Genomic DNA, 13,568 nt, shown 5'->3' on the forward strand with positions numbered 1-13,568 from the left:
AAGCGTTTCCGGCGGATCTAGGGCCCCGGCCGTGTCTTAGACCATGACAAAATGATGGACCGGAACATTCAGAAAAGCTGTGCATCCAGCGGACCCGGCCCGACCGCGCGCGGGCACGCCGCCGGCGCCGCGATTGCGCTATGACCGGGGCATGACCGCGCTCCGCCGTGCCGCCCGCTGGTGCCTGACCGCCCTCGCGCTCGCCGCCGCGCCGGCCGCGCGCGCGCAGGGCGAGCCGGCCGCCGACGCGCCGTTCCCGCTCACGCTGGAGGTGGGCGAGGTGAAGCCGCTCTGCCCTACCGGCACCGTGCAGTGCCCGCCGCGCGCGATCCTCTGCGACGATCCGAAGGTGGCCGTGGGCGCGGACTCGCCGGAGGGCGGCGCGCTCCGCGGCGTCGGCCCGGGCACCACCACCTGCTCGGCCGCGGGCGGCTCGCCGCTCGGCGCGCGCCGCGTGTACCGGGTGACGGTGGTCGCCCCCGGCGACGCGGCGCGCGACGCCGGCGCCCGCTAGCCCTGCTGCGGCGGCGCGGCCTGGGCCGGCTCCGCGGGCGCGGGCGCCGCGGGGGAGGCCGGCGTCGCCGGGGCGGGCGCGGCGGCCGCGGCGGTGCCTCGCTCCAGCCAGCCGCCGCCCAGCGCGCGGTACAGGCCGATCGAGTTCTGGTACCGGGCCAGCCGCGTCTGGATGAGCTGCTGCTGGGCGCCGTACAGGTCGCGCTGCGCGGTCAGCACGTTCAGGTAGCTGTCCACGCCCTTGCGGTAGCGCAGCTCCGAGATGTCGTAGCGCCGCTGCTCCGCCTGGACGCGCCGGGTCTGCGCCTCGAGCTGCTCGTCGAGGCGCCCGCGCGCCACCAGCGCGTCGGCCACCTCGCGGAACGCCACCTGGATCGCCTTCTCGTAGCTCGCGATCTGGATCGACTTGCGGACGTTGGCCGCGTCGAGGTTCGCCTTGTTCCGCCCGCCGGTGAAGATGGGCAGGTCGATGCGCGGCGAGAACGCCCAGGTGCCCGAGCCGGCGGTGAACAGGTTGGACAGCTCGGTGGAGGCCGTGCCCACCGAGGCGGTGAGCGAGATGGACGGGAAGAACGCCGCGCGCGCCGCGCCGATGCTGGCGTTGGCCGCCTTGAGCTGGTGCTCGGCGGAGAGGATGTCGGGCCGGCGCTGGAGCAGGTCGGAGGGGAGCCCGGCGGGCAGCTCCGCCACGGGCGGCTGCGACTCGAGCGGCGCCGTCGGCAGGTCCTTCGGCAGCGGTCCGCCGGCGAGCAGCACCAGCGCGTTCTCCGCCTGCGCGAGCGCCTGCTGGTAGGCGGACAGGTTCACGCGGGCGGTCTCCACCTGCGCCTCGGCGGTGCGGAAGTCGAGCTCGGAGGTGCGGCCGGCCTCGAACGTGCGCTTCGCGAGGTCGTAGGACTGCTGCACGGTCTGCAGCGTCTGCTCGGCGAGCGCCACCTGCGACTGCAGCGCGCGCGAGGCGAGGTACTGGACCGCGACCTCGGAGACCAGCGCCAGGTGCGCGCTGCGGTGGGCCTCCTCGGTCGAGAGGTACTGCTCCAGCGCCTGGTTTCGCAGGCTGCGCACGCGGCCGAACAGGTCGATCTCGAACGAGGTGAGGCCCACGCCGGCCGAGAAGACGTTCCCGACGGAGGGCTCGCCGGTGAAGCTGAGGTCCTTCGCCGTGCGCGAGCGGCTGCCGCTCCCGGTCGCGCCCACCGTGGGCAGCAGGTACGAGCGCTGGATGCCGTACTGCGCGCGGGCCAGCTCCACGTTGAGCGCGGCGACGCGGAGGTCGCGGTTCTCGCGCAGCGCCTGGTCGATCACGGCCTGGAGGCCGGGATCCTGGAACACGTCGCGCCAGCCGAGGTCGGCCGCGGCGGGGCCGGTCGGCGCGCCGCCGCCGGCGGGGAACTCGGCGGCCACGGGCGCGGCGGGGCGCTGGTACCGGGGCGCGAGCGTGCACCCCGAGACGGCGAGGGCGGAGGCGGCGGCGAGCGCCGCGAGGCCGGGGCTACGCATGGGCGATCTCCTTCGGCGCGGCCTCGTCCTCGTCGCGCGGCCCGGCCACCAGGTCGGGCGGCGGCGTCTTCCGCTTGCCGGCGATCTTCACGAAGAACACCGGCACGAGCAGGATGGCGAGGAAGGTGGCCGAGACCATGCCGCCGATCACCGCCATGCCGATGGCGTTCTGCCCGGCCGCGCCCGCCCCGTTCGCGATGGCGAGCGGGAGCACGCCGAGGATGAACGCGAGCGAGGTCATGATGATGGGGCGGAGGCGCATGCGGGCCGCCTCCACGGCGGCGTCGAACAGGCTCATGCCCTGCTCGTACAGGGCCCTCGCGAACTCGACGATGAGGATGGCGTTCTTGGCCGAGAGGCCGATGGTGGTGAGCAGGCCGACCTGGAAGTAGACGCCCGCGTCCATGCTCGCGAGCTCGGTGAACAGCACCGCGCCGAGCACGCCGAGCGGCACCACCAGCATCACCGAGAACGGGATGGACCAGCTCTCGTAGAGGGCCGCCAGCGCGAGGAACACCACCAGCAGCGAGATGGCGTAGAGCGCCGGGGCGTTCGCGCCGGAGAGCCGCTCCTCGTACGAGAGCCCCGACCACTCCAGGCCGATGCCGTCCGGGAGCGCCTTGACGTGCTCCTCCATGGCCGCCATGGCCTCGCCCGAGCTGTGGCCCGGGGACGGCTCGCCCTGGATCACCATGGCCGGGGACCCGTTGAAGCGCTCCAGCTTGGTCGGTCCGTACACCCAGGTGCCGGTGGAGAACGCCGAGAACGGGACCATCTGGCCGCCGCGGTTGCGCACGTACCAGCGGTTCAGGTCGTCGGGCTTCATGCGGAACGGCGCGGCCGCCTGCACGTACACGCGCTTGGTGCGCCCCTTGTCCACGAAGTCGTCCACGTAGTTGATGCCCCAGGTGCTGGAGAGCGTGGCGTTGATGTCGGAGAGCGAGAGCCCGAGGGCGGCGGCCTTCTGCTGGTCCACGTCGATGCGGTACTGCGGCGTGTCCTCCAGGCCGAGCGGCCGGACCTTGGCGAGCCGGGGATCCTTCGCGGCCATGCCGAGCAGCTGGTTGCGGGCCGCCATGAGCGCCTCGTGCCCGAGGTTGCCGCGGTCCTGGAGCTGCAGCTCGAAGCCGGTGGCGTTGCCGAGCTCCGGCACCGCCGGCGGCACGAACGCGAACGCGAGGCCGTCCTTGATCTGCGAGAACGCCCGCATGGCGCGCCCGGCGACGGCGGGCGCGTGCTGCTCCTTCTTCGGGCGCTCGCTCCAGTCCTTGAGGCGCACGAACGCGAGGCCGGCGTTCTGGCCGCGGCCGGAGAAGCTGAAGCCGGTGATCGCCATCACCGCCTCGACGTTGTCCTTCTCGTCCTCGAGGTAGTGGCGCGTCACCTCCTGCATCACCGTGCGGGTGCGGTCCATGGTGGCGCCCGCGGGCAGCTGCACCATGTTGATGATCGACCCCTGGTCCTCCTCGGGGAGGAAGCCGGTGGGCAGGTGCAGGAACAGCCCGCCCAGCGCCGCGAGCAGCACCGCGTAGACGATCAGGGCGCGCCCGGCGCGGCGCAGGATCCAGCCCACCGACTTCTCGTACAGGCCACTGCCCTGCCCGTAGAGCCGGTTGAACCAGCCGAAGAACCCCTTCTCCGAGGCGTGGTGCCCCTTCTCGACCGGCTTCAGGATCGTGGCGCACAGCGCCGGCGTGAGCGTCAGCGCGACCACCACCGACAGCGCCATGGCCGAGACCACGGTGATGGAGAACTGCCGGTAGATGACGCCCACCGAGCCGCCGAAGAACGCCATGGGGACGAACACCGCGGCGAGCACCAGCGCGATGCCGACGAGCGCGCCGGTGATCTGGCCCATCGACTTGCGGGTGGCCTCGCGCGGAGAGAGCCCCTCCTCGCTCATCACGCGCTCGACGTTCTCGACCACGACGATGGCGTCGTCCACCAGCAGGCCGATGGCGAGTACCAGGCCGAGCATGGTGAGCGTGTTGATGGTGAAGCCGGCCGCCGCCAGCACGCCGAACGTGCCGAGCAGCACCACCGGCACGGCGATGGTCGGGATGAGCGTCGCGCGGAAGTTCTGGAGGAACAGGAACATCACCAGGAACACGAGGATGATGGCCTCGGCGAGGGTCTTCACCACCTCCTCGATCGAGATCCGCACGAACGGGGTGGAGTCCACCGGGTAGACGACCTTCATCCCCGGCGGGAAGAACTGCGACAGCTCGGCGAGCTTGGCGCGCACCAGCTCCGCGGTCTTGAGCGCGTTCGCGCCGGAGGCGAGCCGGATGCCCATGCCGCCGGCGGGCTTGCCGTTGTAGTAGCTCTCCAGCTCGTAGGTCTCGCCGCCCAGGTTCGCGGTGCCGACGTCGCGCAGCCGCACCTGCGAGCCGTCCGGGTTCACGCGCAGCAGGATGTTCAGGAACTGCTCGGGCGTCTGGAGCCGGGTCTGCGAGGTGACCGTGGCGTTGAGCTGCTGGCCGGGCACGGCCGGGGCCGCGCCGAGGGAGCCGGTGGACACCTGCGCGTTCTGCGCCCGGAGGGCGGCGCTCACGTCGAGCGGGGTGAGCTTGAAGCTGGCGAGCTTGTCGGCGTCGAGCCAGATGCGCATGGCGTACTGCGTGCCGAACGCGGTCACCTCGCCCACGCCGGTCACGCGGCTGATCTGGTCCACGATGTTCGAGAACGCGTAGTCGTTCAGGTCGTCGCGCGTCATGCTGCCGTCCTCGGAGATGAGGCCGGCGATGAGCAGGTAGTTGTTGACGGTCTTCAGGACGCGCACGCCTTGCTGCTGCACCTGCTGCGGCAGCAGCGGCATGGCGTTCTGCAGCTTGTTCTGCACCTGCATCTGCGCGATGTCCGGGTCGGCCTCGGCCTCGAACGTGAGCGTGACGCTGGCGTTGCCGGAGCTGTCGCTCGCGGCCGACATGTACCGGAGGTGGTCGATGCCGGTCATCTTCTGCTCGATGACCTGGGTGACCGAGTTCTCCAGCGTCTGCGCGTTCGCGCCCGGGTAGGTCGCGTACACCGTGACGACCGGCGGCGCGATGGCGGGGTACTGCGAGACCGGCAGGCCCAGGATGGCGAGCCCACCGGCCAGCATGATCATGATCGAGATCACCCACGCGAAGATGGGCCTATCGATGAAGAACCTGGCCACGACGACTCCTCGACTGAAGAATGGGAAGGGGTGCGCGGGCGGCCGGCTCGGGTCCGGCCGCGCGCGCGGTCACGCTGTCGGGCGCCTCAGCGGGCCGCGCCCGCCGGGGCCGGCTGGCCCGGGGTCGCGGCGTTCGCCTGCTTCGCGCCGCCGGCCGGGACCGGGTTGACGGGGGCGCCGGGGCGCACTTTCTGGAGGCCCTCGACGATCACCTGCTCGCCGGGCTTCACGCCGGAGGTCACGAGCCACGCGTCGCCGATCACGCGCTCGGTGACCAGGTTGCGCAGCTCGACCTTGCCGCCGGCGACCACCAGCGCGGTGGGCTCACCCTTGTTGTTGCGGGCCACGGCGCGCTGCGGGACGAGCAGCGCCTGCGGGTTCACGCCCTCGGCGAGGCGGGCCCGCACGTAGGTGCCGGGGAGCAGCTCGGCGCGGGGGTTGGGGAAGATCGCGCGCAGCGCCACCGAGCCGGTGCCAGGATCCACGGTGACGTCGGCGAACTGCAGCGTGCCGGGGAGGCCGTACTCGCGGCCGTCCTCGGTGGTGAGCGCGACCTTCGCCTTGCCGGCGCCGGCGGACTGGAGCTTGCCGGCCTCGAGATCGCGGCGCATCCGGAGCAGCTCGGCGCTGGACTGCGTCACGTCCACGTAGACCGGGTCGAGCTGCTGCACGGTGGCGAGCAGCGTGGCCTGCGCCGCCTGCACGTAGGCGCCCTCGGTCACCTCGGAGCGGCCGATGCGGCCGCCCACCGGGGAGGTGACGGTGGTGTAGCCGAGGTTGATGCGGGCGGCGTCCACCGCGGCCCGGCCGGCGGCGACGTCGGCCTCGGCCTTCTTCAGCGCGGCCACGGCGTCCTCGTGCTCCTGCCGGCTCACCGCGTTCGCGGCCACGAGCTCGGTGTAGCGCTCGGCGGTGAGCCTGGCCGACGAGAGCGTCGCCTCGGCGCGGGCGAGCTGCGCCCGGGCGCTGTCGAGCGCGGCCTGGTAGGGCGCCGGGTCGATCTTGAACAGCGGCTGCCCCTGCTTCACGTCGCTGCCCTCGGTGAACAGGCGCTTCAGCACGATGCCGTTCACGCGGGCGCGGACCTCGGCGACCTTGAACGCGGAGACGCGACCGGGCAGCTCGGTGGTGAGCGTCACCGCCTGCGGGGAGAGGGTGATCACGCCGACCTCGACCGGGCCGGGGGCGCGCGCCTCCTGCTTCTTGCCGCACCCGGCGGCGACGAGCGCGAGCGCGAGCGCGGCGGGCGCGAGCGCGCGGTTGCCGAAAAGGAGGCCGGGAGCGCGCCGCGTGGCGGCGCGAGGGGAGCGGAGGGAGGGGTTCATCTCGATTCCTTTGAGGCCCGGGGAACGGATCCGTGAGCCCGGGAGGGCGGTACTGATAGCCGTACGCTCCGACGCGGTCAACACTAAACCGTTCAGTTCAACGAGCGGCCGAAACCTAGACGGATGAGGGTTGACAGTCAAGACTGAACCGTTTAGTTCATTTCGCATGGCTGAAAACCAGGCACAGAGACCCCCCGATTGGTGCGTGGGCAAGCGCCAGCAGATCCTGGATGGGGCGCGCAAGGCGTTCCAGGAGCTCGGGTACGAGCGGGCGAGCGTGGACGTGATCGCCTCCCGTACCGGCGTCTCCAAGGCCACCCTCTACAACCATTTCCACGACAAGAGCGCGCTGTTCGTCGCCTGCTTCGAGCAGGGCTCGAACCAGATGCAGGCCGACCTCGAGGCGCTCTTCGCCGAGACGAGCGACGATCTCGAGACCGCGCTGCAGGCGGCGGGGGAGCGCATGCTCGCGAAGTTCCTCTCCCGCGAGGCGGTGGCGCTGTACCGGAGCGCGCTCGACGGGTTCCGCCTGCCCGAGATCGGGAAGATGCTGTACGAGCGCGGCCCGCGGGTCACGCACGAGCTCATCGCCGCCGCGCTCTCGCGCTGGGCGGCGCGGGGCCTGCTCCGCGTGGACGACCCGTACTACGCGGCGGTGCAGTTCGTGAACCTGTGCCACGGCGACGTGATGATGCGGCTGCACCTGGGCGTGCTGCAGGAGGCGTCGCCGGAGGACGTCCGCGCCACCGTCCGCCGCGCGGTGCAGACGTTCCTGCGCGCGTTCCGGCCCTGAGCCGGAACCCGGGCCCGCGCGCCGCGCGACCTCCGGGACGTTGACGCCCCGCGGCGTCCACACGTACAGAGCAGGGCAGCCGCCGGACGGACGCGCTCCCGCGCCCGGCCCGGTCGCCGGAGGCGCCCATGACGCCCGCGCGAACGCCCCGCCGCACCTCGCTCGCCCTCCTCGCCGCGGCCGCCCTGACCGCGCTCGCCTGCGGCGGCGGCTCGACCCCGCCGCCGGCGGTGGACGTCTCCCCGGTGCCCGCCGCGGACCCCGGCAGCGCGCTCCCCGACGGCTGGGAGCGAGGGCCCTTCGCCGAGATCTACGTCCGCGGCTACCAGGACTCGGACGGCGACGGGGTGGGGGACCTGCGCGGCCTGGCGAGCCGGCTCGACTACCTGGCGGAGCTGGGCGTGCGCGGGATCTGGCTCATGCCGGTCACCGCCAGCCAGGACCACGACCACGGCTACGCCGTCGCCGACTACCGCGGCGTCGAGCCCGGCTACGGCACGCTCGAGGACCTCGACGCGCTCGTCGCGGCGGCCCACGCCCGCGGCATCGGCGTGATCCTCGACTACGTCATGAACCACAGCGCGGCCACCAACCCGCTGTTCGTCAACTCCGCCGACGGCAAGTCGAACCCGTACCGCGGCTGGTACCTGTGGAAGTCGTCGCAGCCGTCCGGCTGGTCGGTGTACGGGGGCAACCCGTGGCGGCAGTCCGGCACCGGCTGGTACTACGCGCCGTTCGCGACGAACATGCCGGACTTCGATCTCGCGAACCCGGCGGTGGCCGCGTACCACGCCGACAGCCAGCGCTTCTGGCTGAACCGCGGGGTGGACGGCTTCCGCTTCGACGCGGTGGGGATGCTGTTCGAGAACGGGCCCGGCGCCTGGAACGACCAGCCGCAGAACTACGTCCGGATGGCGGAGGTGCGGGCGCTGCTCGACGGGTACGAGCGGCGCTTCATGGTGTGCGAGGGGCCGGACGACCCGGCCGGCTTCACCGCCGCCTGCGGCAGCGCGTTCGCGTTCGGGCACCAGTACGACGTGATGGGCGCGGCGCGCGGAGACCCGGCGGCGGTCGCGCGGGTGGCCGCGTACTTCGAGGACCCGGCCCGCCACGCCGCCGCCACCATGCTCTCGAACCACGACGCCTTCGCCGGCCAGCGCCCCTGGGACCAGCTCGGCGGCGACGAGGCGCGCTACCGGCTCGCGGCCGCGACGTACCTGCTGCAGCCCGGCATCCCGTTCATCTACTACGGCGAGGAGCTCGGGCTGGGCGGCGCCGGCTCGCTCTCCGGCGACTGGCGGCTGCGCACGCCCATGAGCTGGACCGGCGACGCGCGCACCGCCGGCTTCACCACCGGCAAGCCGTTCCGGGCGCTCCCCTCCAACGTGGCCACGCACAACGTGGAGGCGGAGCGGGGCCGCGCGGGATCGCTGCTCGAGTTCTACCGCGAGGTGATCGCGCTCCGCCGCGCGGTGCCGGCGCTCCAGCGCGGCGGCTACGAGGGCGCGCGCGCCTCCGAGGCGACGCTCTCCTTCCGCCGCTCGCTCGGGACCTCGCACGCGCTCGTGCTCCTCAACTACGACGTCGTCCCCCTCACGCTGCAGGTGACGGGCCTCGCGCCCGGCGCCGCGCTCGCGCCGCGCCTGCCCACCACGGCGCCCGCGGCCACCGCCGACGCGGCGGGCGCGGCCTCGTTCGACCTGCCCGCGCTCACGGTCCGCGTCTACACCTGGGACGGCTGACCTAGAACACCCCGGCGATCCCGCCCGGCGCCGGCACCAGGCGCACGTGCGCGATCGGGTGCCAGTGGAGCAGGGGCACCAGGATCCCCACCGCCGTGCCCCACCCGGCGCCGGCGAGCACGTCGGTCGCCCAGTGGCGATCCGCGGCCAGCCGCAGGTAGCCCACGACGCTCGCCGCCGCCGCGCCGCCGCCGACGATCCACGGCGCGCCCGGCGCCTCGCGCAGCGTGGCGATCGTGCCCGCCGCGGACGCCGCGGCGAACGCCGTCGCGGTGTGGCCCGACCAGAAGGAGACGCGCGAGTCGAGCGCGTGCGCGGGCCCGCTCCCGTCCCAGGCGTCCGGCCGGATCCGGTCGGTGCCCACCTTCACCAGCTCGGTGCCGAGCGTCGCGATCCCGATCGCCTCGGCGACGAGCAGCACATCCTCTGCCGCCCGCCGGGGCGCGCCCCCCGCGAGGTCGGGGACCGCCAGCGCCGCCGCCGCGCCGAGGGGCACGCCCACGCCGAGCAGGTCGGAGGCGGTCGCCGCGCGCGAGGGGTGCTTCCAGGCCAGCGTCTCGTGCGCCCAGGCGTCGAGGCGGCCCGGGCTGCACCAGCGGCAGCTGGCGGGGAGCAGGTCGCGCTCGAACCGGCGCAGGCCCAGCGCGGCCGCGAGCGCGCCCGCGGTGATCGCGCCGTCGGCCGCAGGGCTCACCTGGAGGTCCGCCGGCGCGGCGCGCGCCGGGGCGGGGGTGACCGCGAGCGCGAGCGAGAGGAGCAGCGGGTGGGCGTTCACGTTCCGGACCTCCCGGCCGCTGGGCCGAGCCACTGGAGCAGCGCCGCGTTCACCTGCTCCGGCGCCTCGTTCTGCACGAAGTGGCCCGCGCCCTCGATCGGCACGATCTCCGGCGCGTTGCCGGGCGCGAGGTACGGCGCGAGCTTCGCCCGCGCGATCGTCTCCACGCCGAGGAAGCGATCCTCGACGCCCCACAGGATCAGCGTGGGCGCGGAGACCGGCCGCGGGCGCGGCCCCGGCGAGCGGCGGCCGCGGAACGCCGCCCGGTACCAGCCGAGCGCGGCGCGCGCGGCGCCGGGCTGCAGGAACGCGCGGCGGTAGGGCTCCAGCTCCTCGGCAGGCCAGGCGCTGCGCACGTACGAGCCGCCGCGGATCGCGCGGGCCACGCCCGCGGCCCGGTCGCGCGTGAGCAGCCACTCCGGGAGGAACGGCACCTGGAACAGGAGCATGTACGACGAGCGGAGGAGCTGGCGGCGGTTGCGGCGCAGCTCGCGCGCGAACGCGCCCGGGTGCGGCGCGTTCAGGATCACGAGCCGCGAGACCACCTCCGGATGGCGGGCCGCGACCGCCCACGCCATCGCGCCGCCCCAGTCGTGCCCGATCACCACCGCGCGCTCGCGCCCGAGCGCCCGCACCAGCCCGGCCGCGTCCGCCGCCAGCGTGGCGAGGTCGAACGGCCCGCGCTTCTCGGTCGCGCCGTAGCCGCGGAGGTCGGGCGCCACCGCGCGCCAGCCGGCGGCGGCGAGCGCGGGGAGCTGGTGCCTCCAGGAGCGGGCCAGCTCCGGGAAGCCGTGCAGGAGCAGCGCGAGCGGGCCGTCGCCGGGGCCGTCGGCGAGCGCGGCGAAGCGGAGGCCGTTGGCCTGGAGCGCGAGCGTGTCCACCGACCCAGCGTAGCGTCCGCGCGCGCACGCCGCCCGCGACTCGTGGCGAACCTCCCCGACGCGGGTATGCCCCGTCGGTGGCGCTGGCGACGCGGTGATGCGGGACTGCCGCACGCGCACGGGGGCGGTGACACTTCCGCGCATGCCGGCCTCGCCTCCAGGCGCACGGGCCGCGCTCAAGGGGGAAGACCAGATGAGAACGCTCACGTGCCTCGCGGCGCTGTTGCCCGCGCTCGCCGCCGCCGACACCAGCCCGCTGCTCCTCGCGGGCGCCCAGATCGACGCCACCGGCACCACCGCCGTCCAGACGCAGCCGATGCCGAAGGGCTGGTTCAGCACGCGCAACGTGCTCGACCGGACCAAGACGTCGCTCGTCACCCGCCTCGCGGCGGGCGCCACCACCTGCTCCGCCGACCAGGGCGTGGTGGCGACGCTGAGCAGCGTCACCGCCGGCAACTTCACGGAGGTGCTGAACCCTCAGGACCGGACGGTGCGGTACGTCTGGGACACCGTCACCGACCTGTCGCCCTTCCAGAACCGCTGGCACCACTACACCGGGTGTGACGGCGTGCAGGTGGTGCTCGGGTGCCCGGAGGCCATCCCGGTCACCTTCACCATCGAGGCGTTCGCGAAGTCGGGCACCTGCCAGACGTACGTGAACGACCTCGGCCAGACGGTGTGCGCCGCGGACCAGGCCGTCGCGATGCTCCCCGCGGTGCAGGAGGCGGATCAGGTCGCCACCGGCTGCGTGGAGGAGGGCGGGGACCCGAGCTGCGGGATCGGCCCGTGCGAGAGCGCCTGCACGCAGTCCTGCGACGCCGCGTTCCCGGTGGGCCGCGGCGCCGACAAGGGCAACGTGGCCCTGCTGAAGGCGTGCAAGGAGGCCTGCCCCTGCACGTGCAAGTACGAGCGGCCGGCGCGGTGCCCGCAGCCGCAGAACTGCGAGTGAGCGAGGTCGCGAGGTGGACGGGGTCGCCGGCGGCCTCCGACGCGGGCGACCCCGCCGGGCGGCCGTCCGCGAGCCGCCGCGCGGGCCGGCTTGCGGCCGGTGCGCGATCCGCCCTACACCTCTCCCGTGCCGCCCGACCCCGAGCCGACGACCGCCGCGACCCGCGCCGCCCCGGCCCGCCGGCTGCTGCTCCTCGCGCTCGGCTGGACGGCGTTCGCCCTGGGCGCGATCGGGCTGCTGCTCCCCATCGTGCCCACCACGCCGTTCATGCTGGTGGCGCTCTGGGCGTTCTCGGCCAGCTCCGAGCGCTTCCACCGCTGGCTGTACACGCACCGGCTCTTCGGGCCGCCGCTGCAGAAGTGGCAGCGGGATCGCGCCATCCCGGTCTGGGTGAAGGCGATCGCGCTCGGGAGCATGGCGGTGAGCCTCGCCTGGCTGGCGTTCGTGGTGCGGCCGCCGCGCTACGCGCTCCTCGCCGCCGCGGCCCTCGTCGCCTGCGGCGCCGCGTTCGTCCTGCGCATCCCGAGCCGCCCCCGGCAGCCGGTGCGGGAGCCGTGATGGCGCGCCGGCGGCGCGCGCCGCTCGCGCTCCTCGGCGCCGCGGCCCTGCTGGCCGCCTGCGGCGGCGATCGCGGGCACCGCGGGGACGGCGCGCGCCCGCCGGCCGTCACCGGGGGATGCGGCGCCGGCTGCCCCGAGGGCCAGGCCTGCGTGGACGTGCCCGGCGACGCCTGCACCTGGCCGTCCGACGCGGGCTGCCCGGGTGCCTGCGTCGTGCCGGTGTCCTGCGGCGGCTTCGCGGCGATCCGGTGCCCGGACGGCCGGGCCTGCGTGGACGACCCGCGCGACGACTGCGCCCCGCCGCGCGGCGCGGACTGCGGCGGCCTGTGCGCGCCCGCACCCGCCGCGGGCGCGCGCTGAGCGGGGCTTCGGTCTATCCTCCCGACCGTGAAGGACCTCCCCCTGAACGCGCTCCGCGCCTTCGCGCTCGTGTTCGCGCACCGCGGCGTGCGCCCCGCCGCGCGCGAGCTCGGCGTGGCCCACTCGTCGCTGAGCCGGCACCTGGCCGAGCTGGAGGCCTGGGCCGGCACCCCGCTGACCCGCGGCCCCGGCGGGCGGGCCGGGCTCTCGTTCACGCCGCAGGGCGAGGCGCTCGGCCAGGCGGCGCTCGCCGCGCTCCGCGAGCTGGAGCGGGCCGCTGCCGCGGTGCGGGAGGCGCGCTCGGAGCGCTCGGTGGTGATCTCGACCACCGCCTCCTTCGCGAGCCGCTGGCTCCTGCCGCGGCTCCCGGCGCTGGAGGCGCGCCACCCGGACCTGGAGGTCTCGGTGCTGGTGGACCCGCGGCCGGTGGACCTCGGGACCGCGGGCGCCGGGGAGGTGGACCTCGCGATCCGGCTGGGGCGCGGCCCCTGGCGCGACCTGGACTGCCAGCCGCTGCTCGACGAGGTGCTGTACCCGGTGATGAGCCCGGCCGCCTGGCGCGCGGCGGGCTCGCCGCGCCGGCCGCCGGCGCTGGCGCGGCTGCGGCTCCTGCACGACCGCGATCCGGGCGCGACCTGGGAGCTGTGGCGGCGCGCCCATGGGCCCGCCTCGCTGGACGTCCGGCGCGGCCCGCGCCTCGCCTCGACCGACCTCGTGCTCCGCGCCGCGGCGCAGGGGCAGGGGGTGGCGCTGGCGCGGCACCGGCTCGCCGCGGACGACGTGGCGGCCGGCCTGCTGGTCCGGCCCTTCGAGCGGTCGGTGGCGCTCGGCCCCGCCTACTGGCTGGTGCTCCCGCCGCACGCGCGCGGCCGCGCCGCCACCGCGGGGGTGGTGGCCTGGCTGGAGCAGGAGGCCCGCGCCTGCGGGCCGCTCCCGGCCTGAACGGTCTCGTCCCGAGACCGAACCTCGCGCCCGTCCGACCGGCCCGCGCCGCAGATCCCCGGCATGGA

The 13,568-nt window shown here is 74.7% G+C and carries 12 protein-coding genes; 7 read left to right on the top strand and 5 right to left on the bottom strand.

What is annotated here, in order from left to right; genetic code table 11:
- Positions 1–151 precede the first annotated feature (151 nt).
- A complete protein-coding gene (locus ADEH_RS02645) occupies positions 152–514 on the top strand; it encodes a hypothetical protein (protein ID WP_011419574.1) in 363 nt (120 codons plus the stop codon).
- On the opposite strand, the gene ADEH_RS02650 is transcribed toward ADEH_RS02645, so the two are convergent.
- The 3 genes from ADEH_RS02650 to ADEH_RS02660 all read right to left on the bottom strand — a co-directional run bounded on the left by ADEH_RS02650 (position 511) and on the right by ADEH_RS02660 (position 6,498).
- The gene (locus ADEH_RS02650; RefSeq protein ID WP_011419575.1) at positions 511–2,013 is read right to left on the bottom strand and encodes an efflux transporter outer membrane subunit; all 1,503 of its coding nucleotides are present in this window, start codon (positions 2,011–2,013) and stop codon (positions 511–513) included. The two genes, ADEH_RS02645 and ADEH_RS02650, sit on opposite strands and share 4 nt — an antisense overlap.
- Positions 2,006–5,173 (bottom strand): efflux RND transporter permease subunit, encoded by a 3,168-nt coding sequence (locus ADEH_RS02655; RefSeq protein ID WP_011419576.1) that lies wholly within the window; start codon positions 5,171–5,173, stop codon positions 2,006–2,008. Before ADEH_RS02655 ends, ADEH_RS02650 begins: the two co-directional genes overlap by 8 nt.
- Before the next feature lie 86 nt (positions 5,174–5,259).
- Positions 5,260–6,498 (bottom strand): efflux RND transporter periplasmic adaptor subunit, encoded by a 1,239-nt coding sequence (locus ADEH_RS02660; RefSeq protein ID WP_011419577.1) that lies wholly within the window; start codon positions 6,496–6,498, stop codon positions 5,260–5,262.
- 205 nt (positions 6,499–6,703) lie between these two features.
- Here ADEH_RS02660 and ADEH_RS02665 point away from each other — a divergent pair, with 205 nt between their 5' ends.
- Both ADEH_RS02665 and ADEH_RS02670 read left to right on the top strand, forming a co-directional pair.
- Positions 6,704–7,291, top strand: a complete 588-nt coding sequence (locus ADEH_RS02665; RefSeq protein ID WP_232287415.1) for a TetR/AcrR family transcriptional regulator — start codon at positions 6,704–6,706, stop codon at positions 7,289–7,291.
- A 128-nt stretch (positions 7,292–7,419) separates the two neighbouring features.
- On the top strand, positions 7,420–9,033 hold the full coding sequence (locus tag ADEH_RS02670; protein ID WP_011419579.1) for an alpha-amylase family glycosyl hydrolase: 1,614 nt from the start codon (positions 7,420–7,422) through the stop codon (positions 9,031–9,033).
- A 1-nt stretch (position 9,034) separates the two neighbouring features.
- On the opposite strand, the gene ADEH_RS02675 is transcribed toward ADEH_RS02670, so the two are convergent.
- Complete coding sequence (locus tag ADEH_RS02675) at positions 9,035–9,808, bottom strand: phosphatase PAP2 family protein (RefSeq protein ID WP_011419580.1); 774 nt, start codon at positions 9,806–9,808, stop codon at positions 9,035–9,037.
- A complete protein-coding gene (locus tag ADEH_RS02680; RefSeq protein WP_041453287.1) occupies positions 9,805–10,689 on the bottom strand; it encodes an alpha/beta fold hydrolase in 885 nt (294 codons plus the stop codon). The genes ADEH_RS02675 and ADEH_RS02680 overlap by 4 nt, the downstream gene beginning before the upstream one ends.
- 193 nt (positions 10,690–10,882) lie before the next feature.
- On the opposite strand from ADEH_RS02680, the gene ADEH_RS02685 reads away from it, so the two are divergent.
- The 4 genes from ADEH_RS02685 (at position 10,883) to ADEH_RS02700 (ending at position 13,500) form a co-directional block, all read left to right on the top strand.
- Positions 10,883–11,638, top strand: coding sequence for a hypothetical protein (locus ADEH_RS02685; protein ID WP_011419582.1), 756 nt, complete (start codon positions 10,883–10,885; stop codon positions 11,636–11,638).
- 126 nt (positions 11,639–11,764) lie between these two features.
- A complete protein-coding gene (locus ADEH_RS02690) occupies positions 11,765–12,196 on the top strand; it encodes a YbaN family protein (RefSeq protein WP_150106313.1) in 432 nt (143 codons plus the stop codon).
- Positions 12,196–12,558 (top strand): hypothetical protein, encoded by a 363-nt coding sequence (locus ADEH_RS02695; protein WP_011419584.1) that lies wholly within the window; start codon positions 12,196–12,198, stop codon positions 12,556–12,558. Before ADEH_RS02690 ends, ADEH_RS02695 begins: the two co-directional genes overlap by 1 nt.
- Positions 12,559–12,585: 27 nt before the next feature.
- Positions 12,586–13,500 (top strand): LysR substrate-binding domain-containing protein, encoded by a 915-nt coding sequence (locus tag ADEH_RS02700; RefSeq protein ID WP_011419585.1) that lies wholly within the window; start codon positions 12,586–12,588, stop codon positions 13,498–13,500.
- Positions 13,501–13,568 lie beyond the last annotated feature (68 nt).

The sequence above is a fragment of the Anaeromyxobacter dehalogenans 2CP-C genome, from assembly GCF_000013385.1.
Classification (GTDB): Bacteria; Myxococcota; Myxococcia; order Myxococcales; family Anaeromyxobacteraceae; genus Anaeromyxobacter; species Anaeromyxobacter dehalogenans_B.

Excerpts from the sequence above, each read along its gene's own strand:
- ADEH_RS02670 (WP_011419579.1), top strand. The coding sequence starts at position 7,420 with ATGACGCCCGCGCGAACGCCCCGCCGCACCTCGCTCGCCCTCCTCGCC.
- ADEH_RS02695 (WP_011419584.1), top strand. The coding sequence starts at position 12,196 with ATGGCGCGCCGGCGGCGCGCGCCGCTCGCGCTCCTCGGCGCCGCGGCC.
- ADEH_RS02685 (WP_011419582.1), top strand. The coding sequence starts at position 10,883 with ATGAGAACGCTCACGTGCCTCGCGGCGCTGTTGCCCGCGCTCGCCGCC.
- ADEH_RS02650 (WP_011419575.1), bottom strand. The coding sequence starts at position 2,013 with ATGCGTAGCCCCGGCCTCGCGGCGCTCGCCGCCGCCTCCGCCCTCGCC.
- ADEH_RS02660 (WP_011419577.1), bottom strand. The coding sequence starts at position 6,498 with ATGAACCCCTCCCTCCGCTCCCCTCGCGCCGCCACGCGGCGCGCTCCC.
- ADEH_RS02645 (WP_011419574.1), top strand. The coding sequence starts at position 152 with ATGACCGCGCTCCGCCGTGCCGCCCGCTGGTGCCTGACCGCCCTCGCG.